Annotated in this window: 21 protein-coding genes and 1 pseudogene; 16 read left to right on the plus strand and 6 right to left on the minus strand. The window is 66.0% G+C overall.

The genetic code is table 11. The annotated features are described in order from the left end of the window. Positions 1-11: 11 nt before the first annotated feature. Together FJV41_RS22365 and FJV41_RS22370 are read right to left on the minus strand one after the other, a co-directional pair. Entirely contained in the window at positions 12-2,021 is a 2,010-nt protein-coding gene (locus tag FJV41_RS22365) for a DNA polymerase A family protein (protein WP_141644557.1), read from the minus strand. A 77-nt stretch (positions 2,022-2,098) separates the two neighbouring features. After that, positions 2,099-2,629: a hypothetical protein gene (locus tag FJV41_RS22370; RefSeq protein ID WP_141644558.1), complete on the minus strand. Its 531-nt coding sequence runs from the start codon at positions 2,627-2,629 to the stop codon at positions 2,099-2,101. Positions 2,630-2,888: 259 nt separating this feature from the next. On the opposite strand from FJV41_RS22370, the gene FJV41_RS22375 reads away from it, so the two are divergent. Beyond that, the gene (locus tag FJV41_RS22375) at positions 2,889-3,851 is read left to right on the plus strand and encodes a hypothetical protein (protein ID WP_220137879.1); all 963 of its coding nucleotides are present in this window, start codon (positions 2,889-2,891) and stop codon (positions 3,849-3,851) included. Positions 3,852-3,920: 69 nt separating this feature from the next. Here the strand turns inward: FJV41_RS22375 and FJV41_RS22380 are convergent, their stop codons facing one another. The 4 genes from FJV41_RS22380 to FJV41_RS22400 are packed head-to-tail and all read right to left on the minus strand — an operon-like array spanning position 3,921 to position 11,129. Continuing rightward, complete coding sequence (locus tag FJV41_RS22380; RefSeq protein WP_141644559.1) at positions 3,921-5,852, minus strand: DEAD/DEAH box-containing ATP-dependent helicase; 1,932 nt, start codon at positions 5,850-5,852, stop codon at positions 3,921-3,923. 55 nt (positions 5,853-5,907) lie between these two features. Then, positions 5,908-7,227, minus strand: a complete 1,320-nt coding sequence (locus FJV41_RS22385; protein ID WP_246137347.1) for a PD-(D/E)XK nuclease family protein — start codon at positions 7,225-7,227, stop codon at positions 5,908-5,910. Between the two features lie 2 nt (positions 7,228-7,229). After that, entirely contained in the window at positions 7,230-8,798 is a 1,569-nt protein-coding gene (locus FJV41_RS22390) for a DNA methyltransferase (protein WP_246137340.1), read from the minus strand. Positions 8,799-8,831: 33 nt separating this feature from the next. Next, positions 8,832-11,129, minus strand: coding sequence for a virulence-associated E family protein (locus FJV41_RS22400; RefSeq protein WP_141644560.1), 2,298 nt, complete (start codon positions 11,127-11,129; stop codon positions 8,832-8,834). Positions 11,130-11,921: 792 nt separating this feature from the next. On the opposite strand from FJV41_RS22400, the gene FJV41_RS22405 reads away from it, so the two are divergent. From FJV41_RS22405 to FJV41_RS22475, 15 genes and pseudogenes are all read left to right on the plus strand, one after another. Beyond that, positions 11,922-12,623: a sigma-70 family RNA polymerase sigma factor gene (locus FJV41_RS22405; protein WP_246137341.1), complete on the plus strand. Its 702-nt coding sequence runs from the start codon at positions 11,922-11,924 to the stop codon at positions 12,621-12,623. 569 nt (positions 12,624-13,192) lie between these two features. Further along, a complete protein-coding gene (locus tag FJV41_RS22410) occupies positions 13,193-13,603 on the plus strand; it encodes a hypothetical protein (RefSeq protein WP_246137342.1) in 411 nt (136 codons plus the stop codon). After that, positions 13,603-15,015: a terminase large subunit domain-containing protein gene (locus FJV41_RS22415; protein ID WP_141644563.1), complete on the plus strand. Its 1,413-nt coding sequence runs from the start codon at positions 13,603-13,605 to the stop codon at positions 15,013-15,015. Before FJV41_RS22410 ends, FJV41_RS22415 begins: the two co-directional genes overlap by 1 nt. A gap of 8 nt (positions 15,016-15,023) precedes the next feature. Continuing rightward, on the plus strand, positions 15,024-16,370 hold the full coding sequence (locus tag FJV41_RS22420) for a phage portal protein (protein WP_246137343.1): 1,347 nt from the start codon (positions 15,024-15,026) through the stop codon (positions 16,368-16,370). A gap of 35 nt (positions 16,371-16,405) precedes the next feature. After that, the gene (locus tag FJV41_RS22425; RefSeq protein ID WP_141644564.1) at positions 16,406-17,182 is read left to right on the plus strand and encodes an HK97 family phage prohead protease; all 777 of its coding nucleotides are present in this window, start codon (positions 16,406-16,408) and stop codon (positions 17,180-17,182) included. 4 nt (positions 17,183-17,186) lie between these two features. Next, positions 17,187-18,278, plus strand: a complete 1,092-nt coding sequence (locus FJV41_RS22430; RefSeq protein WP_141644565.1) for a phage major capsid protein — start codon at positions 17,187-17,189, stop codon at positions 18,276-18,278. Between the two features lie 11 nt (positions 18,279-18,289). Next, positions 18,290-18,703 (plus strand): hypothetical protein, encoded by a 414-nt coding sequence (locus FJV41_RS22435; RefSeq protein ID WP_141644566.1) that lies wholly within the window; start codon positions 18,290-18,292, stop codon positions 18,701-18,703. A 77-nt stretch (positions 18,704-18,780) separates the two neighbouring features. After that, positions 18,781-19,437: a hypothetical protein gene (locus FJV41_RS22440; protein WP_141644567.1), complete on the plus strand. Its 657-nt coding sequence runs from the start codon at positions 18,781-18,783 to the stop codon at positions 19,435-19,437. After that, positions 19,437-19,760 carry a hypothetical protein gene (locus FJV41_RS22445; protein WP_141644568.1) on the plus strand — a complete coding sequence of 108 codons (324 nt, stop codon included), beginning with the start codon at positions 19,437-19,439 and terminating at the stop codon, positions 19,758-19,760. Before FJV41_RS22440 ends, FJV41_RS22445 begins: the two co-directional genes overlap by 1 nt. Beyond that, positions 19,760-20,176 carry a phage tail terminator protein gene (locus FJV41_RS22450; RefSeq protein ID WP_141644569.1) on the plus strand — a complete coding sequence of 139 codons (417 nt, stop codon included), beginning with the start codon at positions 19,760-19,762 and terminating at the stop codon, positions 20,174-20,176. The genes FJV41_RS22445 and FJV41_RS22450 overlap by 1 nt, the downstream gene beginning before the upstream one ends. 36 nt (positions 20,177-20,212) lie before the next feature. Next, positions 20,213-20,629, plus strand: coding sequence for a hypothetical protein (locus tag FJV41_RS22455; RefSeq protein ID WP_141644570.1), 417 nt, complete (start codon positions 20,213-20,215; stop codon positions 20,627-20,629). 47 nt (positions 20,630-20,676) lie between these two features. Continuing rightward, positions 20,677-21,063, plus strand: coding sequence for a phage tail tube protein (locus tag FJV41_RS22460; protein WP_246137345.1), 387 nt, complete (start codon positions 20,677-20,679; stop codon positions 21,061-21,063). Beyond that, positions 21,063-21,716, plus strand: coding sequence for a hypothetical protein (locus FJV41_RS22465; RefSeq protein ID WP_141644572.1), 654 nt, complete (start codon positions 21,063-21,065; stop codon positions 21,714-21,716). The genes FJV41_RS22460 and FJV41_RS22465 overlap by 1 nt, the downstream gene beginning before the upstream one ends. A 24-nt stretch (positions 21,717-21,740) precedes the next feature. After that, entirely contained in the window at positions 21,741-22,094 is a 354-nt protein-coding gene (locus FJV41_RS22470) for a phage tail protein (RefSeq protein WP_141644573.1), read from the plus strand. Between the two features lie 221 nt (positions 22,095-22,315). Next, positions 22,316-22,730: pseudogene (locus tag FJV41_RS22475) on the plus strand (phage tail protein); the annotation flags it as partial.

The following is a 22,730-nucleotide window of genomic DNA, read 5'->3' on the forward strand; positions in this document are numbered from 1 at the left end:
CCGGCCGTGGCTCAGGCCGCGCGCTTCGCAGGGGGCTCCCAGACGAGCAGCCGCCCCGAGCTGTCGCGCACGGTTGCGACGTCCTTCGACATGATGCGGGACAGGGCGGGCTCGGCTTCGATTGCTGGTGCCAAGTCGGGAGTCGTTTCCTTCATCGCTTCGCGCATCAGGTACGCCTTGCGCTCGGCTGCGTCGTGCAACCGCTGCGGGTCGTCGGCGCGCAGTTCGCTAATCAGCTCGTCATGCACCATGAGGACGAGCCGCGAGCCGTAGAGGGGGGAGCGACGGTCGACGTACATCTCGCGACTGACGCGCCACATCGCGCGCTTGCACCCGACAGCCCCCAGGCCCTGAAAGGGCGTGTTGAGAATCTGGGTGTAGCCGCATGCCCCACGCAGGATGTTGGCGCCCGGAATCATCACGTCGGCGAACCCGCCCCCGTAGGTGTGCGACTTCGCCCGGTGCTGTAGCTCGCGCTGTTCGGGCCACGCGTTGAGCCACTTCGTGTCCAGTTCCTTCGCGACTTCGACGCACGCCCGGCAGACCATCTTCGGCTTGCGCTGGACGGTCACAACGACGCGCTCGACACCGCAGACGTCTGCACGCTTCGCCAGCAGGCAGAACGAAACCCGGTCCTTTGCGCGCGCGTTGTAGACGAGCGAGCCACCCGTCATCCCGCCGCCCTTGCCGAAGTTGAGAATCTTCGCGAGCTGGCGGAAGGCGACAGCGATGGGGTCCTTCGCCTTCACCTTCGCGAGCAACTCGTCGTAGTTCGCCCCGAGGAACTCGGCCGCGGCAAGGGTGTGGACGTCGAGCCCGCTGTTCAGGGCGTCCGCCATCTTCGAGAAGCCGAGTTCCCAGATGGCCCGCTGAGCCATGGTGCGAAGCTCAAGCCCGCCGTAGTCGACCGAGCAGTAGACGAACCCGGGCCGGGCCTCGTGGACCTCGCGAATGCCGCCCTTCTGGGGGAGCTGCTGATAGTCGCTGGAGACGCGCGTCGTGGACACCAGCACGTTGAAGCGCGGGTTGATGGGGGCCTCTGTGCCGGCCTCGACGACGTCCAGGTAGGTCGACTTGTACTTGTCGACGCGCCCGCTCTTGCCTAGGTTTTCGAGGAGCACGTCACCCGAGCCGAGCAGCGTGTCACGGTCGGTCGCGACCTGGCCGTCAGGGAATCTGTCGCTGGGCGCGGTGACGGGAGGCTGCCCGTCATAGGCGGCAGTCACGAGCGCCGCGAGTCGCTTCGAGTCCTTCGTCCCGTCGTCGCGGTAGATGCCTGCCGCCTGGAACTTGGCCCGGTTCTCGCTCCACTCTCGCTCGACGCGCTCACGGAGCTGGGCCACCGACGCGCCGTTCGTCCGCAGGCCCCAGATTGAGGCGAGGTGGAGCGCGAACGCGGCGCGCATCTGGTCGGCTTCGGCATGCAGGTTGCCGCCGTTGGGCGTCTCGCGAGCGATGGCTTCCTGCCGGAAGTAGACGTCGAGCGTGTGGCGAGCGTCGCGCTTCGGGTAGTCAGCGGCTTCCTTCGGCCAGCGCTCGACAGGGACGCCGTCGAGTTCCCCGTATCGCAAGCGCCACGCCTTCGGGTTCTTCTTCTCCTCGCTGATGTCGAGCCCGAGATGTCGTTGCACGAGGAGCGAGAGCGGGTAGCGGGCGCCCTCGTCGTCGTCGAGCTTCCGCCCCGTCGACGGGTCAACGCCGTACATGCCCCGGGCGATGTCGATAAGGGCTTCGCGGACCTGGACGCAATGCAGCCGGCCCGCTTCGAGCGCCGCGAAGATGGGCGCGACAAGGCTCGGGTCGTCCGCCGCCATCACTCCGAGGTCGTAGGGGAGATTCGCGCCGACGATATCGGTGTCGGGGGCGGTGATGGCCTTGCGGAAGAACTTCCGGGCCTGTTCCTTGTCCAGCAGCCGTTCGCTACCGGGTTCGCGCGTCGCGATGCTGCCGCAGACGAGAGGGGGCGCAAGCAAGCCGGGCTGAATCAGCCACGTCTCCGTGTCGAACGACCAGACGTTCACGGTGTGCCTTGTGTGGAAGGTAGAGCGGCCCGTGTCGTGGGCCATCCGCCGACGGAAGAGCGCCGCCGGACGTCAGCTCAGTAGAGGGCGTCGGCGAGCGCAGGGAGCTTGCTGGCCTTGCGGGCCTGCTCGACCTGCGCGAGCTGCTCGTCGTTCAGCTCGACGTGGGACCAGCGATAGCCGCTGATGACCTTGCCGGCGTGGCCCTCCTTCGCGGGGAGTTGCTTGGGGAAGACCTCGCAGCGAACCAGGAGATGGGTGCCCGCCTGCCGCTCGTCGAAGAACTTCTTCAGCGCGGCCGGGTTGGCGAACTCGTACTCGTCCGCGCCGACCAGCGTCATCAGGAAGGACTTGAAGCGCCCGCCGCCGCCCTTCTTCGCGTCACTGAGGTTCTCGACGTAGTCGACCATCTCACCGGCCCGGCTCGGCGACTCGCCTCCCGCCAGGGGCTCGGACTCGCGGACCTTCAGCTCGGCGATGGCCGAGTCGCCCTTGAAGCCTTCCTTCGTTCGGATGACCGCCACTTCGAGAAGGTAGCTTCCGAAGCGCGGATAGCGCCCGCCCGCCGCAGCCTGCGCGGTGGCAATCTTCGTGAGTGCGTTGTTCATGGTTACGTGGGCCCTTCGGCTTGGGTTGCGTCAGCGAGGAAGTGCGCTGACCCCACGTAAATGAGTGCGGATTCCGAGAGTGGCCCAAGCCTAACGCTCGAATCCGACTTAGAGCGCCAGGAGGGGCTTTCCCTGTGAACTGGGAATTGCCTAGGATAACGTGTGTGCGAGACTCTACCTCGGCACGCGCGGCAACTCGTCAGGTAGTCCCAAAATGGACCGGGGACCCAGCAAATGGGTGAAGAAGGGGCACGGACAAATGAACCACGAAACATCCGACCTATTTAGCTACCGTGGAGATGACCTGGGCGATGAGGGTTACTCCGTATACAAGCATCTGCGCGACTCAGAACTCTGCGAAGGCGACCGCGCCTATATCAACGAGCTTTGGCGGCAGTTCCAGTCACTAGGCTTGGCGGACCCATCGTTTGTCGAAAGATTCCGAGCGGAGTGCCCCGCCCGTATCTGGGAGATGCGCCTTGCTTGTACGCTGACGAATTGGGGCATCAAGCTGATTCCGTCTAAAGATCCCGGTGCTGGAATGGATTTTGGAATCGACCTCAATGAAGGCGGGCGTGCCCTTTGGATCGAGGCCACTGTTCCTCTGCCTGGAGACGAGAAAAGCGAAGATCGCGTGTCGGTGCCACAATGTCAGGCTATTTTCGGAAACGAACTCGACCGAACCACGGCTCTTCGTTATCTAAATTCAATCAACAATAAGCGCAGACAGTTTTCAAGGGCTCTCACTTCTGGACTGGTGGCCCCCGACGATGGGGTCATTATTGCAATTAGCGGCTCCTATCTTCCTGAACGCGAGCGGTCCGGGAGCTTTCCGCTAATTGTTAAGGCGCTATTCGGATTGGGCGAACCCACCTTCGTCACGGAAATTGGTTCCGGCAGGGTGCGCCGAGGTCCCTCCGAACGGCGTCCTTCCTTCAGGAAGAGCAGTGGAAAGGATGTTTCAGCCCGCCTCTTCTGTTCGACTGAGGCAGATGAGATTACCGGCGTACTTTTCGACCAACCTCACGTCAAGAACCGGCCCGAAGTGTATGGGCGCCCAGCCGGTGATGATTTTGTTCTCGTACACAATCCATTCGCACGGCTTCCACTAATCGAGGGGCAGTTCCGCTGCGGGCGAGAGTATCACAATGTGATTAACTGCATTGACCACCGGAACAGTTTCGGTGGTAATGCCCAAGCTGAAGAACAGCACGAGGAATAGCGTGCCAGCGGTGGGCTCTAAATAGCGACGACGGGTTGGTTGCTGTTGGCGGACTTGTTGCCCCCTCCTTCAACCTTGACATGTGTTGGTCGCGTGCATTCCGAAACAAAGTTTCTGCGGCGTGCCTTCCGTCTGTTCGATGAACCGGGCGAAGTCGCGGGCCTTCTGGAAGGCCCCGACTAGCTCGTCGGTGTGCTGATACAGCTCCACCTCGACTTCGTCGGCGAGCTGCCCTTGTCGGTGGCACCGGCCGATGGCCTGTTCCCACGCGGCCCCATCCGCTGGCGGGTTCACGAACAGCATCCGCGAGAACATCGTCAGGTTCTTGCCCGTCCCATGGGCGCGCAGCGAGGCGACGATGGAGCGCTTCCCACTCTCCCGGATGATGGTCGCCGACGCTTCCGGACCACCGCCATAGAAGGGCACGCCCGCCGCCTTAGCGATGCGCTCGCCGAGTTCCGGGAACTCAACCCATACGATTCCCGGCTGCCCCTTGCGCAGCGCCCACTTCGCCGCGTCGTTCACGATGAAGTCGGACAGCCACACGGCCTCCGTGACGTGGACGATGCGCTTGTGAATCTCGCCCCAGGTGGGCCAGGACACCGCGCGCCACGTGGGCAGCTCGCCGTCATAGGGCGGGGACTGGTGGGCGCGAATCGCCGCACGAACGAGCAGCCCAGGGGAGTCGAGGTGCTCGGCGGGGCGCTTGAGGCGCTCGCGCAGCTCCCGGTTGAACTCCTGCCGCCGCGAGAACCAGCGAAGGATCAGCTCGGGGTCCTGCGGCACTCCCTGAATGGCCGGATAGCGCCAGCGATGGAAGAAGCCGCTCGCGAGCTGACGCGCGCAGACGACGCGTTGCAGCTCGTCGACGAACTCTTCACCGTCGGGGCGTTGCCCGCCGAGCGCGGTTTGAATGTGGGCGAGCAGCTCGTCGGGCACCTTGCCCGGGTCGCGCGTGCGGATAGTGAGCGACATGCCGACGGCGCTTTCGTCCGTGGCCACGACACCCGGCGTCGCGTTACGCCACCGTCGATAGGCATCGCGCACCCGTCGACGCTCGCGGTCGGCTTCGTTCTCGCCTTCGAGCGGCGCGAGTGGGTGTGACGGGTCGACGAGCTTGAGCAGCTCTCCAGGAGGCGCGGCGACGAGCCCCGGGTCCAGTGCCGAAGCCCACTCCTCGACGACGTGATGCTTGAGCGGTAGTGGGCTGCCGTCACGTAGCGCGTACTCTGCGAGGTGGGCGTAGTCCTTGACCGTTCTCGTCGCCAGGGTGCCCGACTGGGCCACGAGGCGCGTTTCGGGATGCTGTTCCAGGTAGCGAAGGAATCGGCCCGTGCGCGCGCTCTTCCGGTCCTTCAGCTTGTGGGCCTCGTCGCAGACGATGAGGTCCGGCCGGATGCGCGTCAGGAGGTCAGTGCCTTCCTGGGTTGAGAACTTCTCGTAGGTGATGACGTGGAGAACGGGCAAGCCAGGTCGGAACCATCGGCCGCCCGCGAGGTTGGGCAAGCGCCAATGCCCGCCGTAGAAGTTCCAGTCAACGTCGATGAGCTGGGCGCGCAGGTTGGACGGCAGGAGGAGCACTGCGACCTTGCACCCGGGCATTGCGAGCGGAAGCAGGAGGTCGATCAGAGTCTTCCCGTGGCCCACGCCGATAGGGAAGAGTCCGCCCCCCGTGCGCGCAGCTTCCAGGAGGGCAAGGCGCTGGATGGGGAGCAACGAGGATGGGCAACGTTTCCCGAGCGTCCCGCAGACGCAGGGCGTTCCAGGTGGGGCGCGCAGCGAGGCTTCCAGCGTGGCGAAGTCCGCGCGGCTGTAGCTCCCAGCAAGGTCTCGACGCGGCAGGTTGAGCACGCGAGCGAGGTCCGGAGACCAGCCAACGGGCTGCCCCTTCGCGATGGTGGCGCGATCACCCGTGAGCTTCGCAAGGGCGACAGGCGCAACGGTAGCGGGACAGTCGGCAAGAGGCGCCGCGCCCGGGTTCAGCCGGTGGAGAAGTCTCATGCTGGGAAGGGCAAGCGCCCCGCCAGCCGAAGCCGACGGGGCCTGTGGCGCGCTGTCAGCGAACGCCGCGAACAACCACGCCGAAGGAGGGCTCCAGTGCCTCGACGACGACCTGCATCAGCTCCGAGTGTGCAAGACCCAGGGCCAAATAGACGCCGGGAGGGGGCGGGTCATCGCGAACGGCCATCGCGAGCGCGCCTTTCCACTTACCGAAGCCGAGCGAGGAATCCGACCCAGCGAAGCGCAAGTCATCAACGCCCGCAGCCTGGGACACGCGACGTGCCATCGTGTCGACGTATTGTGTGAGCGACTCGGGCTGTAGGACACCCCAGGCCGTTGGAATGCAGTCGATGAACAGCGCTTGGACGCCCAGGTCCTTCACAGGATTTCCTGAGCCCTCGTGCTCCGACACCGATGAGTCGTGGGTGGTGATGGCGGCTGCTGGCTGAGTGGGCTCGGGCCTCGACGACTTCGGCGGTCGCCCTCGACGCTTCGGCGCGGGCTGCTCGGTGGCCCCGGGGGCCACCTGGACGGGCGCGGGCTGGGGCGCGTCGGGCGGCAGGATGGCGGGCAGCTCCAGGGCTTCGCGCTCAACCGCGGCGACCGTGGTGGGGACTGATTCGGAAGGCTTGCTGAGCAGCTTGTCGCGTAGGGACATCGTCTTGGTCTCTCCTGTGAGGCACTTCGCCATGAACGGACACCCGCCGTACTTGGTGCAGGCGGGGCCGTAGTTCGCGGGCACGTCGGCAGCTCGGGCGGCTTGCGCGTGCGCCTTCATCTGTTCGACCTGGGGTTCGACCTTCGTCCGCCACTCGCGCGCGACGTGCTCGACGGGCACGGAGGCGAGGACGGACACGGCAAGGCGTTGGCCTCGAGTCTGGTAGTAGAGGTGCTCCAATTCCAGTTCGCGCAGGCCCGGGAAGCGTTCGACCTGGCTGAGTGCCCACGCGGCATAGCCGATCATTTGCAGGCCGGGTTCCGTGTTGGCATCGGCGAGTTGCTCGGGCGTCGCGGCGTTTCTCGCGACGTTGCTCGTGAACTTGTGGTCGGTGATTCGCAGGACGCCGTCAGTGGCGAGCTGTCGAGCATCCACGAGGTCGATGAAGCCGGTGAAGGGGATGCCACCCGCCGTCAGTGGCGGGGCACCGTCGAGGGGCTGTTCGACGAGCAGGTCGGGGCCGGGCGTCGGCAGGAGATGGGCACCCGCCTTCGCGAACGCGCCGAGCACGTCTTCGCCCGTCGACAGGTAGTGCTCAAGCTGAGCGTGCCCCTCGGTGCCGACCTGCTGTGCCCCCGTGGTTGGCTCGGGCAACCGCAACACCTTGGCGAAGTACCAAGCACGGGGGCACAGCTTGTGTTTCTTGAGCTGAGACACGCTCAAGCGCTGGATGACTCCTGCAATGACTGAGTGGGCGCGGTGGGAGCCTTCGATGGTGAGTGGCACCCCACGTAAATGGGTGCGGATTCCGCGAGTGGTTCAAGCGCGCGTCGCAAACGTGCGGTCGCGACCTCGGCATAGTCAGGCTCTCTCTCGATTCCGACGAACTCGAACCCTTCGGCGAGCGCCGCAACACCAGTCGAACCGCTACCCGCGAACAGGTCGAGCACGACGCCACCGGGGGGCGTGATGAGCCTGCACAGCCATCGCATCAGGGCAACGGACTTCACGGTTGGGTGATGGTTTGGAGCTGCCCCCGAACGGTTCGCACCGGCTCGTGGCGAACCGGAACCCGAAGCGCCCGGTAGCATGTCCGGGTTCGTGCTCCTCGAGGGAAGGTGCTCGCAACCGGCGCTCCGTTCGGCTTTGGTCGGCTTCGCGACGTAGAAGAACCGGCTTGCCCCGCTGTTGGGGGTCTGTGCGTCGAGCAGCTCAGCCGTGACTTCGTCGAGAGTCACATTCGCGGGCCAACGTCCCGACTCGTCGATGCGCTGCTGTGGGCGGTCCGCGCCGTAGACCGCACTCGTCACAGCGTCAGCTCGACCGGGGTTGCGCGCCTTCGAGGCGGACAGGTCTTCGGGGCTCGCGTGCGGAATCCGGCAGGCTGCGACGTTGAGCGCGCCCGTTCGCCACTGCTGGACGTTCGCCGCGACGGTGCCCGACAGGGGCTTGCGGCAAAGTATCCAGTGCTCGGAGGCGGGCTTGAGTGCCGTGCCCCAGCCTTGCCACTGCCGAGCGGCTTCTGTTGCAGGTTCGTCGCGGCGCACACGGGACGAAAGGTTCGCCTTCAGTCCTGTGCTCGCGAGCCAGAGCTGGCCGGCGGCGGCTCTCTCATGGTGGCCCGTGATGGGACGTCGGAACCAGTTGGGGCCTGGCTTGCCTTTCTCCGTGACGAGTCGTTCAACGAGCGCGCGAATGGGTTCGGGCACTTCGTCGACTCCGAGCAAGCCGAGCAGCGTCGGCCAGTGGGTTTCGCTGGGCACTTCGGGTTGGGCGCCCTGCGACGTCCAGTGCCCTGCCATCCCATTGAGTCCGAAGGCCGCGTCAATCCGCGCGTTGGTGAGTCCGGCACGATCTCTCATTTCCGCAATCCAGCGGGTGACGAGCCGGACATCGTCCAGAGAGCCTCTTTGCTTATCGATGGCCTGTGACACGTCGAGTGACTTCGGGAACCCCGTGCCAAACAGATGCAGCACGACGTCGCGAATCTCGAAACCGGCATCCTCCAGTGCGGTCGCCGTCCAGTGAGACGTTCGCGGGAGTGCCCAGACGAGCGCATGGCCCCCGGGCTTGAGGACATGCAGTGCCTTGCGCATCACATCGGCGAGCCACGCCACCCATGCGTCACGCCCACCCTTGTCGCTATCCCACTCGCGCCCCATGAAGCCGATACCGGCCGGTGGGTCCGTGACAATGGCGTCGACGCTGTTGGGAGCGAGAATCTCGCCGACGCGTGCGGCATCTCCGAGGAAGAGCGCCGCACGGTCGGTGAGCAGCTTGTTATCCATACCCTCTAAATGGGTGCGGATTCCGCGAGTGGCTCACTCGTATGCCGAACTGCTGGGTCCTGCACGCCGCTCGCCGCGCTTCTCCATCGGGGCGTTCCGCAGTTCGTCCGGCAGGTAGTAGACGAGCGGCCGAGTCCCGTCGCCCATGCGGCGCTGGCCTCGCGTGAAGTGCAATGCCTTGAGGGCCGCGCCGATTTCCCGGGAGATGCGCGGGTCGACCTGTGCTGGGTGGAGCGCGAAGGCTTCGACGCCGACGTGAAGAATCGTCACATCGCTGGGGCGCTTGTCGGCGGGCATCTCGAGGAGCCACTTCAAGATGACTTCTTTCCGGCTGTCTCCGGAGTTCTCGGCACGGAGGGCGGCTTGCTGCTCGGCTCCCTCCGCTTCGTCGTTGCTCAGCCACCACTCTTCACCCCGATGGAAGCGCACGACGGCCTCGGCCCAAATCTGGTCCCTGTCACGCGCGAGGGCGTCGGTGTCGATGTGGCTGCACTTCACCGGCCAGAAGCGGCGGTGGCCCGTTGGGTCGCGCAAGTAGTCATCGTCATTGGTCGTCCCGACGAACACGCAACGGCGAGGGGACTTCACGTTGGTGCGCCCGTATGGAGGCCGGTACGTGTCGTCCGTCCTGCTGATGAACGCCTTCAGTGCTTGGTCTTCACTCTTGCGGAAGGTGCTCAGCTCGGCCAGTTCGATGAACCAGAACTGAGAGGCCAGCATCGCACTGTCCTTGTTCGTCACGTCGATGGGGGCATCGCTGAAGTAGCGTCCTCCCAAGATGCGGAACGCGGTCGACTTCCTGAGCCCCTGGGGGCCCTCAAGAATCATCACCGTGTCCACCTTGCACCCGGGCCGCAGGGCACGCGCGACCGCCGAGATTGCGAACTTCGCCCCGACGGCCCGCAGGTATCCGGCATCCCCGCGCGCGCCGAAGTACGTCACGAGCAGTTCGTCGAGGCGCGGCTTCCCGTCCCAGACGAGTCCCGCGAGGTAGTCGGCCACCGGGTCGTAGCTGTTGCGCTTCGCGACTGCGAGGAGCTGCTGCGCGACGCCCTGTGCTTTCGGTTGCAAGCCGAGCTGGCCGTAGCTGCTGCGCTGAATCCAGTTGGCGACCAGGACGTCGAGCGTTTCGAGGTCCACGCGGGGACCAAGGGGCCCGCCTTCGACCTCAAGTACCTTCGTGACTTCGTTGAAGCGGAAGACGCCGCGCCACTCGGGGGCGCTGAGAAGCACCGTGAAGAGGTTCGCTTCGCAGTTCCGAATCGCCTTGCTCCCGTCCTTCGTGATGTCGAGAACGAGGTCTTTCACCCATGCGTCGGGGTCGGGGGCATCCTCCTCGTGTCCAGGGCCATCGGTCTGCGGGGCCGCGGGCGCGTTGCTCCCCAGGGCGTTCCAAATCGCGTTGTTCGCCGCGAGCCGCCCGGCATCCCGGGTGCGACGGCGCTCCCGGTGACGTCGCAGCTTGAGGAGGGCCTGTTCGCACAGGTGTTCGGTCCCCTCTCGCCAGTCCGTTGCCGCGAACGACGCGCGGAACAGCTCAAGGATTGCCGTTTCGGGCGTGCATAGCGGCAGGACGAAAGCCGCGCACGACATGAGGGCGTTCAGCGTGGTGTCTTGCTCGCCGACGGGGGCCAGGGGCTCACCGGCAAGCGCTCGGCGCACGAGGACAACATGCTCGGGCTTGCGGATTCGTCGCAGGTGGGCCCGCAGCTCGTAGAGGTCGGCGGGAGCCCCAACAGGCGCGGACAAATTGGCATGCGCGGGCAGCCCCGAGCGGGACATATCGAGCAGCGCATCGACATCGAGGGGGGCCCCTTCTCCACTGTGGGTGAACGGCTCGGCTCCCAAGGGGGCGTCGGGCAGGTAGTAGATGCGCGCGAGGTCCTTCGTCGCTGGGTCTGCGGGCAGGTTGAGCAGTCGGATTGCCGCCTCGCGCACGGAGGGCCATTCACGGGGGAGCACGGGCCGAGACAGAGGCATCACCAGCCGAAGGCAGTAGTCGTCAGGGGGTAGGTTGGAGTGCGTCGAGTGAAGGGCGTAAGCCAGCCCGTTTCGCTCGACTGAATCGAGGAACGAGAGCTGCTGCGCGTTCAGATGGTCCAGGTCGAACACGCCCACGGTTACCGCTCGCACGTTCTCACTGCGCCGACGCTCGACGATGTCGACAGGGCTCCACGCGGGGCCGTTTTTCGCGGGGCAGCCTCGAACACACGGCGTCGTGGGGCACTGGCTCCGACGGTGCGTGACGAGTTTCGCTGACAGCTCGGGCCAGGACAGGTCGACGCCCTTGGGCGTGTTGTCCTGCGCGTTCTCGTAGAAGGCGACTCTCAAGGGGGCGCCACTACGCACGAAGGGCGCGGCAAGGGAGTCAGCAACGGGGCGTGGCGACGGGGTGAGTTCGGTTGAAGTAGTCACACCCGGTAAATGAGTGCGGATTTCGCGAGTGGCTCACGGAATCGTCCGAGGCGGCGGGGATGCGGGCCGACGAGCGTGCATGCCACGTAAATGCGTGCGACTTCCGCGAGTGGCTCAGGGACGCTCACGAGAGCGGCAGGAGGGGCATGTCACGTAGATGCGTGCGACTTCCGCGCGTGGCCCACGGCACCGTTGCGGTGAGACATGGTCAAGCCGTCTGTTCTCCATTCCTTTCTTCCTTCTAGAAGAAGTGAAGTAGGAGAAGGTAGTATATACTAGTATATTAAGTGCGCGCGATTAAGGGATTGGGGGACGCGCCTTTCTGACGCCTGACTTGTTGACGCCCCGCTGCCGGGGGCATCCGAGCCACTCGCGGAATCCGCACGCATCTACCTGGGAACGGCTGCGTGCCGCTGAGCTGTCGACACGCAGCTCCGCCACGATTCCGTGGGCCACTCGCGGAAGTCGCACGCATTTACGTGGGGAATGGCTGCTTGCGCAGGGGCGCCGCAACGCCAGTTCACGAGAGGGTGCTGAATCACCGTGACTGAAACTGTCTGTGAAGTGGGCCAGAACGGCATGGGGCGTGCTCATGGGGTGCCTATGTTTCACGCGTCCACGTGTCCTGGGGTCGGCACTGCGGCGAATGCCGCGCACTACGGGTATGCCACCGAAGCAGCACGGCAAGCGGCACTTGTTCCACGCATCATGCAGGCCCGCGAGAGTGCCGATGCCGCGCTGGAACGGCGGCTGTCGACTGAGTTGCTCAAGTCCGTTCGGCCAATCATCCGCCGTGTCGTCGGGACTGTTCTGGCGGTCGCTGGCTCTCTGTCACCCGAAGACCTCGCCCAAGTCGCGGCGATGGCCGTGCTTCGCACAGTCGGGAAGTATGACTTCACGAGAGGAAGTCAGTCCTTCGGTGAAGTTGCCTTCTTCCGGGCCAAGACGGCGTGTGAGCAGTTCGCACGGCTCCACGGGAGCGACGTCCACCTGAGTGACGGGGAGCACAAACGCCGCACCGTGCGTTCAATCCATGGCACCGAACGCAACGTCATCCGAGTCCACCGCATGGATACACAGTCTCATTTCTCGGACGGTGCGCCAGAGGGCGATTCGTGGGTCGACGAGCTGGAAACCGCACTGCGAGAGATGTCGTGCTTGGAGGCTGACGACGAGTCGCCCGAGGCGCGCCTGCTCGCGGCTGAACGTCGAGCGCTCGTGTTCGATGCGGTGCGCCGCCTTTCCCCTGCGAAACGGGAGCTGGTCTCCCGGGTGTTCGGCATCGACCGCCCTGCTCAGTCGGTGCGCTCCGTGGCCGAAGCATGGGGCGCACCGAAGAGCCGCGTCGACCGGATGCTCGCCCGCGCCCTGGTGGAGCTGCGCGAGTTGCTCGCAGATGAGGGGGAGTAGCGTGCCCGTCATGCGCGCTGAGCGACGAGGGCCATGTGCCGTGTGCGCCCTCACAATCGAGCCGGGCGAGGTCATCACCTACGAGCGAGCCGTCGGCCCTCGGCACATGGCATGTTTGGAAATGGCGGCGTCTCGTCGGAGGAACCAGTACCCGCTGCCATGCGAGCTGTGCGGCGTGCGTCTAGCGCTTGGACAGGGCGCCCTGACGTCGGTCGAGGAACGACCATCAGGGGACGGGGTGTGGACTCAGTGGCGAGCGAGGTGTGTCGATGTGCAGGAGTGCGACACGCGAATTCGTGCCATGTAATAACAATCACTGCCTGTGAATTGGGATTACAGTCAGGGTGAACCTTCCTCTGGGCAAGCCCCCCGGGTCGGATTTTCTTTCTGGGGTGGCTTCCTGGCTTGCTCGGAGCGCACCACTTTCGAGAAATTTTGCGGAAAACCGCTGGGGTGATGCGTTTTGCAGGGCGCACCCATGAAAAAGTTCGAGAAACCGCACGCATTTACATGGTGTGGCTCGTCCAACCAAACTCACCCCTGAGATTCAGAAGCAGATTTGCGACTACTTGAGGTCGGGCCTCTTTCGTCGAGCGGCCTCGGGCCTCGTGGGCGTCGACGAGCAGACCCTCTCCCGGTGGTTCCACCGTGGCGCGAGCGAGGCGCGCGGGCCCTATCGCGAGTTCTTCGTCGCGGTGAACCGGGCCGAAGCCGAGTTCATGCAGTCGGCGACGGAGACGCTCCAGGCCGCGTCCACGACGAACCCCAAGCACGTCCAGTGGCTCTTGAGCCGTCGTTTCCCGGAGCTTTACGGGAGGCGTGACAACGTCGAGGCGAAGAGTCCCGAGGACCAGACCGCCGACACCGCCGCGCTGCGTGAGCTGCTGATTGACCGTCTGGGGAAATTCCTCCCCGACGAGCTGCCCGTGCCCGCCGAAGTCGCCGCCCCTGTGCTGCCCGACGACAAGGGGGGCGAGTGATGCGTAGCGTGCTCACAGGGGCCTGGGGGAAGTTCGCCGAAGGGCTCGCGCCTCACGAGTCGCCCGCGTCGAGGATGGTCCAGACGGCCGGCTCTCGCGCGCAGCTCGCGAAGCTGTTCGGCGGGCTCGACGACAAGGAAGTGGAGCTACTCGTCTACGACTTGGACTTCTGGGGGCGCCGCGAGCAGGTGCCCCCGGACAAGTTTTCGACGTGCTTCATCATGGCCGGGCGCGGCTTCGGCAAGACGTGGTCGGGCGCCAGATGGACTATCAAAAAGGCGTGGCAGGCGAAGAGCGTCGGGGCGCTGATTGGCCCGACGGCGGCCGACGTGCGGGACACGATGATTCGCGGTGCGTCCGGCATCCTGGCCCTGTCGCCCCCGTGGTTCACCCCGAAGTATGAGCCCTCGAAGCGGCGCGTGACGTGGCCCAACGGCGTCTATGCCATCTGCTACTCGGCGGATAAGCCCGACCGACTGCGCGGCCCGAATGCTGGATGGGGCTGGGGCGACGAGCCCGCGAGCTGGAAACACGACATGGCCGCGGTCGACCAGCTTCCCCTGGTGCTGCGCATCGGCACGCGAGAGGACCCGCCGCAGCTCCTCCTGACGGGGACGCCCAGGCCGCTGAAGAAGATTGAAGAGCTGCTCTTCGCGAACACGGAGACCCAGGAGTTGAAGCCGGGCGTCGTGCTTCGCACGGGCTCGTCACTGAGCAACGCGGCCAACCTGGCGCCTTCCGCCGTGGCGAACATGCGCGCGCTCGCGGGGACTCGCTGGGGTCAGCAAGAGGTGCTCGGGCGCCTGCTGATGGACGTGCCGGGTGCCATCTTCGGCTCGGCGAAGTGGAAGCGCGTCGACGCGGACCCGCACGAGTACGCGCAGCAGTTGGACAGGCGAATCGTCAGCGTCGACCCGAGCCCCACGAGTGAGACGGGCTCGGACGAAACGGGAATCATCGTCCAGGGGTGCAAGTCGAGCGCGCTCTTCGGGCCAGACAACGTGCCGCTCAAGCGCGTGTCGGTACTCGCGGACCTGTCACGCCGGGCGAGTCCTCGCGAGTGGGCGACGACGGCCATCCGCGCCTATCTCGAATGGGGCTGTGATGCGCTCGTGGTGGAGGTGAACACGGGCGGGGAGATGGTGGAGACGCTTATCTCCACCGTGGCAGGCGAGATGGGGGTGAGCGTCAACGTGAAGCCCGTCCGGGCGACGAGCGCGAAGAGCAAACGCGCCGAGCCCGTGTCCGCCCTGGCCGAAGCGGGCCGCGTCGAGTTCGTGGGGACGTTCCCGAAGCTCGAACAGCAGCTCAGCAAATTCACCGGGGTTAACGGCCGCAGAGATGACCGGGCCGACGCCTTCTGTTGGGGCGTTCACGACCTCGTGTTCGCCGAGCAGTTCTTCGCGGTGTGAGGTTCTCCATGGGGTTGTTGGACAGGATGCGCGCCGCGCTGGGCGGTGGCAGCAAGCGGAAGGGAACCGGCCTGGAGCTGAGCCGTTGGGCTGCGGCCCCGCCGCGTCGTGAGGTCCCCGCGCTGCTCGCGGCCTACGCGGAGATGCCGTGGCTGGGGACCATCGTCGACACGGTGGGCGACGCCTTCGCGGACGTGACGTGGCGCGCCTTCGTGCGACAGGACCCCACGACGCGGAAGGCGCTCGTCGACGTGTCGCTGCGGCGGGCCTGCGGCGACGTGCGGCGGGAGCGGTTGAAGTCTCTCCTGGAGTTGGGCGGTGCGGTGGAGCTGTCGGACCATCCGCTGTTGCGGCTGCTCGCGGACCCCAACGACTTCATGACGGGCCGCGACTTCGCGAAGCTGTTCTGCTTGCACTACGACCTGACGGGCGAGTTCTTCGCGGTCGTCGAGGAGATAGCCGGCGTCCCCGTGGGCTTGTGGCCAGTGCCTCCTGACTGCGTGCTCGCCCTGCCGGACCTGAGCAAGCCGAAGTCAGACCGCACATACACGGTGACAGCCGGTGGGCGCATGTTCTCGTTGCCCGCCGCGAGCGTGGTGTACGTGAAGCGGTTGAACCCGGCAGACCCGCTCGGCCGCGGCATTGGCATCGCCTACGCGCTCGGCGACGAGGTCGACACGGACGAGCACGCCGCGCGTTTCACGAAGAACGCCTTCTTCAACAACATGCTGCCGGGCGCGGTCATCGCCATTGAGGGGTTCAACGAGGGGCAGGCCGGGCCTGCACGCGCCTTCAAGGAAAGCCTCGCGCGCGAGTACGGGGGGCCCGCCAACGCCGGGCGGGTGATGATTACGAGCGGCAAGACAACCTTCGCTCGGCTCGACACGCCGTTTCGCGACATGCAGCTCGTCGAATTGCGCCGCTTTTTGATGGACTTCGTGAGGATGGTCTACCGCGTGCCCCCAGAGATTGTGGGCGACGTGACGAGCAGCAACAAGGCGACGAGCTACGCCGCGCGTGAGCATCTGGCGGAACAGGCGACCAAGCCGCGCGCGGAAATCTTCCTTGCGTCGATGCAAAAGCACTTGGCGCCGCGCTTCAACGATGACGTGCTGCTCTCCTACGACTCGCCCGTACCCGCCGACCGTGAGCACCGGCTACGGGTGATGAGCACGCTTCCGAGCGCGTTCACCTTCGACGAGTGGCGCACGGAAGCGGGCTTCAAGCCCCACGCCGAGCGCCAGGGGTTCGCCGAGCTGCTGCCGGGGCAGAAGCCCAACGAGCCAGGCCAGACGCCGACACCCGTCGAGGGCAGCTCAGCGGAGGCCCACGCGGAAGCCGAAAAGGGCACCTGAGCCACTCGCGGAATCCGCACGCATTTACATGGGGAATGCCTGTCCCCATTACACGCACCCTGCGGTTGAGCGCCGTCCAAAAGGACGCGGCGACGTTGAGTGCCGTCGAGTCCATCGGCGGTCGACGCGTCTACAAGTTCCGGGCGAGTGACGGCGACTTCGACCGCTACTCGGACCGGCTCAGCGTGAAGGGCTGGCGCGTCGATGGCTACAACGCCAACGGCGTCGTCCTCTTCAACCACGACGACGGGGCTGAGGCCGCTTCGGCGGGTGCCGAGCCGCAGTTGCCCATCGGCAAGGGGCGTGTCTACGTCGAGGGCGACGCCCTGATGGTCGACGTCGAGTTCGACGACGAAGACGAATTCGCGAAGCGGGTCGAGCGCAAGGTCGCAAAGGGCATCCTGAATGCCGTCTCGGTTCGCTACCTCATGCTCCCGGGCCAGTACCGGCAGAACGAGCGGGGCGGCTACGACTGCGACGCGCAAGAGCTGCTCGAAGTCTCGATTGTGACCATTCCAGGCAACGCGCGGGCCGTGCGCGCGAAGTCCTTCGAGGACGAAGGCGAAGACGTCGTCGAGCGGATTGCCGCGCGCGTCGTTGAGCTGCTCGACGCACGCGCCGAAGCGAAGTCGACGGACGACGAGGAGCCCGAGACGGAAGAGGCCGCCGAGCCCGCGTCCGAGACGGAAGTGCCGCCTGCCGAATCGCCAAAGGCAGACGAAGAGGAAGACGACAAGGCGAAGGGTTTCAACGCCTCCGACGCGGCGAAGAGCTTCGTCGAGGCATTCAAAGGCTACATCCGAGGAGTGTGAAGGAATGACTCGCGAGCAGGTTGCGGAGATGGTGAAGGCGCTGGGCCCCGAGGTCGCGCGAGAGCTGATGGACGCCGCCGCGCGTAGCGCGCCCGGCCGTGTGGAGTCGGGTAAGGGGCCGCTCCCGGGTGGCGTCTATTCGAGCCCCGAGAACCTGGGCGCGTTCGCGAAGAGTGTCATCGCGGCGGGCCGCCGCACGGGTGCCGTTGAGCTGGTCGACGCCGCGAAGCGCTTCGGCAACGCCGATGTGCAGAAGGCCGTTCAGCTCAGCAAGTTCGACTCGGCTGGCGTGCTGGTGCCCATCCAGCAGAGTGGCGAGGTCATCGAGTTCCTTCGGCCCGAAGCGGCGCTGCTCAAGCTGGGCGTGCGAACCCAGGCGTTCAAGGGTGAGCTGCACATGGGGCGGCAGACGGGCACCTCCGAGTTCCGGTGGGTGGGCGAAGGCGAGACGGTGCCGAAGAGCGCCCCCAAGTACGGCAAGGTCGTGCTCAAGGCGCACAAGGGCATGGTGCTCGCCGACATCAGCAATGACTTGCTGCGCACCCCGGGCGTGGGTGATGCCGGCGTGGGCGAGGACATCCGCGCGACGGTGGCGGACGGGCTCGACGACGCGGGCTTCAACGGCGATGGGACGGGCGCGGCGCCGAAGGGGCTCTTCGCGCAGCTCGACGCGGCGCACGCCTTCGCATCGACGGGCACCACGGCCGCCGCGTACCTCGCCGACATCGACAAGGCCGTGGAGCTGCCGCTGACGGCGCATGTCCGCATGGGCAACGCGGCCTGGGTCATCCACCCGACGCGAGCGACGGCCCTGCTTCAGCTCCAGAACTCCGGAGTCTGGGTGTTTCGTCAGGAGATGCTCGACCGGGGCACGATTCGGGGCTTCCCCTTCGTGATGACCACGCGCGTCCCCTCGACGCGAATCACCTTCTCGGCCGACTGGCGTCAGTTCATCTACGGCATCGACGAGGACCTGATTCTGTCCGAGCACGACACACGGGCCGAGTTCGACGAGACCACCGTTCGCGCCATCGTGAAGGGGGACTTCAAGGTCCGCCAGCCGAAGGCGTTCAGCTCCATCACCTACAGCGCCTGAGAGGCCCCACCATGAACGCCAATTCCACTGACGCGGGCGTGCTCGTTGGCATTCGCCCCGGCACCGTGCCCGCCGCTGTGAGCGCTGGAACTCGCAACAGTGCCGCTGTCGACCGGCTGGCCTTCGACTCCTGCGTGCTCGCGGCGTCGACGGGAGCTGCTTCGGGTACGCCGACGGCCCTTTCGCTCGCCGCGAAGCTCCAGGAGAGCACCGACGGCCAGAACGGATGGACCGACCTCCCCGGTGCCGCAGTCGAGCCCCTCACGGCCCCCAACGCGGTGGCGCGCATGAACGTCCGCCTGTCCACCGCGCGGCGCTACGTGCGGGTCGTCGAAACCGTCGCGCTCACGGGCGGTACGGCTCCAACGCTCGGCGCGTCCAGCCTGATTGTGCTGTGCGGCCCGGACGAGATTCCCGCCCCCTAGTCCCACGAGACGAAGCCGGGGCTCCTCACCCTCCGGACCCCGGCTTCGTCGCTCCTAGACCCTCCTGAGCCCCTTCCATGGCCCGTCCGACTGACCTGTGCCTTGCCGCGACAGTCGCCGCCGACCTGGGCGTGCCTGTCGACCCACACGTTGAGCGCTGCGTGAGTGCCGCGAGCGGTGCGATTGCCGCCCTGTGTGGCCGGGCCTTCGAGCGGGCCACGGTGACGGAGTTCCCCGCGAGCTACGCACGCCCCTACGTGCTCCTCGCCCGCCCGCCGCTCGTCGAAGTCCTGCGTGTCACCGAAGCGGGCGAACTGCTCGACGCGACGGCCTACACCATTGCCGGGGACCTCGCGGCGGGTGGCCTGCTCTACCGGCTTGCCGGCCTGTGGCCTGAGACGGCGCACGTGGGCGGGCTCGTCACGCTCACCGTGGACAGCCGTCAGGGCCACCCCGGGGCGCTGGCTGTGACGTACACGGGCGGCTTCGTGACACCGGGACAGGTGGCCGGCGACGCGTCCCTGGGTCCTGCCACCCTTCCTGCTGAAGTCGAGGAAGCCGCCATCCTCGAAGCCTGCGCGCTCTACCGGGGACGGGGGCGAGATTCGGACGTGTCCGCCGAGAGCCTCGGGGATTGGTCCGTGAGCTACCGAGAGAAGAGCGCGGGCCAACGTCTCGCGAGTCTTCGGGCCGAGCTGCTCGTCGCGCCGCACGTCCTTTGGAGGGCGAGCTGATGGGCGGCCCTGAGGCACACTTCCGACAGCTTGTGCGCTATGCCGAAGTCACCGGGCGCGACGCGTGGGGGACACCGTTGCTGGGCCCCATCCAAGCTGCCGCCGCGCGCATCCAGCCGAGTCGCAAGCTGATTCGCGACTCCAACGGCGCCGAGTTCGTCGCGTCCTTTGTCGTCTACACCGCAGCTCCCATCACCCTGCGTCACCGGCTGTGGTTCGCGGGGGACGACACCACCGACATCAACCACGCTCGCCGCCCCGCCGCCGTTGACGAGCACGTCGACGGTGGGGGCGTCGTGCGCTACCGGAAGGTCTGGCTCTGATGGCCCGCGACACTGCCGCAGACGTCGCAAGCATCCTCGCCGCGGCTGACCTCGGGCTGAGCGTTGGGGGCAACCTCTTTCTCGGGCCCACGCTCGAGGACGACGACGCAACGGTGCCGGACGTGTCGTGCTTCGTGCTGCAAACCGGAGGCGACCCGCCGCAGGGCTACCTCGGAGGGCGCAAGACGTACCGGACTGTCACGTGCCAGGTCCGCGTGCGCTCGGCCCGTGAGAGTTTCCGGGAAGGACAGGCCCTCGCGCTCGCGGCACTCGATGCGCTGCACCTCGCGAATGCCGCGCCCTACGTGCTGGTGGAAGTCGACGAGGGCAGCCCCAACTACATCGGTACGGATGGCAGTGACCGCCATTGGTGGACCTTCACCGTGGACGCTTCATTCATCGATTCGGGCGCGTGAGCCACTCGCGAAATCCACACGCATTTACAGGGGGAGATGCCACTCAAGGTTGCGCTTGATTTCAGACTGCTCGACAAGTTGCGGAAGGTCGAAGGGCCCGTGCTCGACGACCTCGCACCGTTGGCCCGCGAGCATGCATCAACAGTGCTCCAGGCGAGCCGCACCCTTGTCCCCGTCGGCAAGCGGGACACGGATGGCAAGCCACCGCTGAGCACTACGGGGTTTGTCGATGGCCCTGCGGTGAATGGCGAGAAGTCGAGCGTCAGCGCGACGGCTGGGTACGAGCACGAAGCGGCGGGCGCGATTCACGAAGGCTTTCACTGGGGCACGCAGCGTTTCGCCGAGCCCGTTCACTTCCTGCGCAAGCCCGCAAGGAAGGGGCGCGCGAAGTTCCGGAAGGCAGTGGCGACCCAGATTCTTGCAACTCTTTCGAGGCTCTTCCCGAGCCGGTAGGCATTCGTATGTCCACTCCTGTTGCTGCTCACCTCGATAGCGTGTCGGTGCGCTCAGACACGAATGCCACCCAGCCCGCCGACCGCGTGGACGGACTCACCGACGCGTCGCTGAGCGAAACGGGCGACTTCGTCGAGACGAACTACCTTGGAGGCTCCGGCTACAAGTCCCGTGTCCAGACGCTCAAGGACACGAGTGCGGACCTGTCGGGGCACTTCATGACGGGCGACGCGCCGCAAGCTGTGTTGCGAGACGCGCGCGACGACGGGAGCACTGTCCATGTCACGTTCATCTTCGACCCGAGCGCCTCCGCTGGCACCAAGGGCAAGCGCATCCCCATGGTCGTCACCAGCTACGACGAGAAGCTGACTCCGGGCGGTGTCGTCGAGTTCTCCTGCAAGCTCTTGGGCAATGGCGCCCCGGTGGCCGTCTGATGTCGGTCATCCCCGCGCACGTTGGCTCCCTGTCCATCGCGGGCGAGCCCGAAGAGTTCGTCAACGCCGAAGCCGTGCCCGCTCAGGACTTCACTGGCACGGAGTACCGAATCACCGACCCGGACCTGCGACGGCTCAACCCCGGAGCGCCCGCGTTCGTCGAGGTCTCCCCGGACGGTGACACCGATGCCGGTGCATGGGTGCCCGCCGAAGCTGTCGTCGATCCGCTCTTCGGCTTCATCTACCTCACCGCCGATCCTGGGCCCGAAGCGCTCGTGCGCGTCTCGGGTGCCTCGCTCCCAGTCCAACCGATGGCGCTCGTGCGCTCCATCTCCCTGTCGGTGACGAACGACGTCGTCGAGCTGCAAGTCATGGGGGATGGCTACAAGCGGCGCGCGGTGACGCTTCGGGACTTCTCCGGTGAGCTGGTGGGGCTGACGGCCCTCGACGCGGGCTTCGAAGACGGAGCTCCACTGCTCATCGAAGTCCGCAAGGGCGCGGGCTCCGAGGTGTTTCGCGCTTGGGTGAAGGTGCCCGAGCTGTCGCACAAGCTGACACCCGGAGCCCTCTATGAGCGCACCGTGAAATTCATCGGTCACGCCTTCCCCACCGGGAACGGCGCCGCCATCGCTTGGGGATACGGCACCCCCTGAACCACTGCCGGAAGGGAAAGAGACATGTCGAACAAGCACAAGCTGCTTGCGAAGAATCGTCGCGTCGTGAAGTCCGTCGAGATTGATGGCGTCAAGGTCGACATCATCAAACCGACGATGGGGGACCGGCTGCGTCTGATTGAGCAGGCCCGTGCCGCGGGCGAAATGACAGAGAAGAACGAGCCCACCGGGGACCGTGCCGGTGCGCGCATGCTGGCGCGAATCGCCGTCTGCGTGATTCACGACGCGGAGACGGGACGCCCCATGTTCTCCGTCAGCGACGTCGACGAACTACTGGACGAGTCGTGGCTGGAGGACTTCGCGACGGACCTCACGGACGTCTTCAACGTCAGCGAAGAGAAGATGCGGGGAAAATAGACAGCGACCCCGAAGCGAACCTGCTCTACGGGGTCGCGTCACTCCTGAAACAGCCCCCCGACGTGGTTCGGGCGATGGCTTACGAAGACGTCGTCGGGCTGGTGGCCTACGCCCGGAAAGAGGCCGAGGAATTGGAGCGCCGCTCTTCCTCGCCAAACACCCCAGGCGCTTCTCCACCAGGACAACAGTCCGTTCGACGTTTGCGTCGGAGGTGATTCAACATGGCTGGCGGTGGTCTCAAAGTCGGTGACGTCTATGTCGTTGTGACGGCCGCCGTCGGCGAGTTCACCAAGTCGATGCGGAAGATTGTCGCCGACGTCGCCGCCGCCGCCGGCAAGATTGAGCAGCTCGGGAACAAGATTGGAGAGATTGGCGCCATTGTGAGCGCGGGCCTGTATGGGGCGCTCGCTGCTGCGGCGGCATTCGACTCGTCGGTGACGGAGCGGATGGACCGAATCAAGCTCGTCTTCCAAAACGTCGGCGCGGAGATTGGCAACGCGATTCTGCCGCACCTGGAGCGCCTCTCAGATGCGTTGGAGCGCGCCTTGGGTTGGTTCCAGCGGTTGGACCCCGCCATGAAGGCCGCGATGGGGAGTTTCCTCTTCTGGGGCACGGCGGCGGGGCTCGCGGGTGGGG

This window comes from Myxococcus llanfairpwllgwyngyllgogerychwyrndrobwllllantysiliogogogochensis (assembly GCF_006636215.1).
Lineage (GTDB): Bacteria > Myxococcota > Myxococcia > Myxococcales > Myxococcaceae > Myxococcus > Myxococcus llanfairpwllgwyngyllgogerychwyrndrobwllllantysiliogogogochensis.

Excerpts from the sequence above, each read along its gene's own strand:
- FJV41_RS22470 (WP_141644573.1), top strand. The coding sequence starts at position 21,741 with ATGTCGAACAAGCACAAGCTGCTTGCGAAGAATCGTCGCGTCGTGAAG.
- FJV41_RS22445 (WP_141644568.1), top strand. The coding sequence starts at position 19,437 with ATGGGCGGCCCTGAGGCACACTTCCGACAGCTTGTGCGCTATGCCGAA.
- FJV41_RS22435 (WP_141644566.1), top strand. The coding sequence starts at position 18,290 with ATGAACGCCAATTCCACTGACGCGGGCGTGCTCGTTGGCATTCGCCCC.
- FJV41_RS22440 (WP_141644567.1), top strand. The coding sequence starts at position 18,781 with ATGGCCCGTCCGACTGACCTGTGCCTTGCCGCGACAGTCGCCGCCGAC.
- FJV41_RS22375 (WP_220137879.1), top strand. The coding sequence starts at position 2,889 with ATGAACCACGAAACATCCGACCTATTTAGCTACCGTGGAGATGACCTG.
- FJV41_RS22405 (WP_246137341.1), top strand. The coding sequence starts at position 11,922 with ATGCAGGCCCGCGAGAGTGCCGATGCCGCGCTGGAACGGCGGCTGTCG.
- FJV41_RS22420 (WP_246137343.1), top strand. The coding sequence starts at position 15,024 with ATGGGGTTGTTGGACAGGATGCGCGCCGCGCTGGGCGGTGGCAGCAAG.
- FJV41_RS22430 (WP_141644565.1), top strand. The coding sequence starts at position 17,187 with ATGACTCGCGAGCAGGTTGCGGAGATGGTGAAGGCGCTGGGCCCCGAG.
- FJV41_RS22450 (WP_141644569.1), top strand. The coding sequence starts at position 19,760 with ATGGCCCGCGACACTGCCGCAGACGTCGCAAGCATCCTCGCCGCGGCT.
- FJV41_RS22380 (WP_141644559.1), bottom strand. The coding sequence starts at position 5,852 with ATGAGACTTCTCCACCGGCTGAACCCGGGCGCGGCGCCTCTTGCCGAC.
- FJV41_RS22455 (WP_141644570.1), top strand. The coding sequence starts at position 20,213 with ATGCCACTCAAGGTTGCGCTTGATTTCAGACTGCTCGACAAGTTGCGG.
- FJV41_RS22465 (WP_141644572.1), top strand. The coding sequence starts at position 21,063 with ATGTCGGTCATCCCCGCGCACGTTGGCTCCCTGTCCATCGCGGGCGAG.
- FJV41_RS22390 (WP_246137340.1), bottom strand. The coding sequence starts at position 8,798 with ATGGATAACAAGCTGCTCACCGACCGTGCGGCGCTCTTCCTCGGAGAT.
- FJV41_RS22415 (WP_141644563.1), top strand. The coding sequence starts at position 13,603 with ATGCGTAGCGTGCTCACAGGGGCCTGGGGGAAGTTCGCCGAAGGGCTC.
- FJV41_RS22370 (WP_141644558.1), bottom strand. The coding sequence starts at position 2,629 with ATGAACAACGCACTCACGAAGATTGCCACCGCGCAGGCTGCGGCGGGC.
- FJV41_RS22425 (WP_141644564.1), top strand. The coding sequence starts at position 16,406 with ATGCCTGTCCCCATTACACGCACCCTGCGGTTGAGCGCCGTCCAAAAG.